Below are 426 nucleotides of genomic sequence, written 5' to 3'. Positions count from 1 at the left end.
ACCATTTTAGATGTGTCGGTCCACTACAAATTTTGCTAATGAATGTGTATTATATTATGGGGGGCGGGTTTATATAAATCTTGGAGTAAGCATGAAAATTCTGGCTGCAACCCGCCCCTACGATTGAACTATTTTTGATACAACGCTCTGGTAGGGTGGGTTTCGGCTGTCGCAAAGCATTCCGTTAGGAAAAAGGCGGCAATAATTTCACAGAATAAAATAATATTTCCCTGGCCGCCGTAACCCACCGAATACTTGATATTTGAGGCGTTTCTCAGATTGTGTTTGGCTAAGATGGTGCCCTGCGACAGATTGTTAAATGGCTTTCACAGTCTAGCTTGTACCTGTCTAACGCACCCTACTAGACTGACTACTTGATATTTGAGGCGTTTCTCAGATTGTGTTTGGCTAAGATGGTGCCCTGCG

It is taken from the genome of Dapis hubbardiae BLCC-M172, assembly GCF_050016015.1.
Lineage (GTDB): Bacteria > Cyanobacteriota > Cyanobacteriia > Cyanobacteriales > Microcoleaceae > Trichodesmium.
This window is presented reverse-complemented; position numbering follows the sequence as displayed.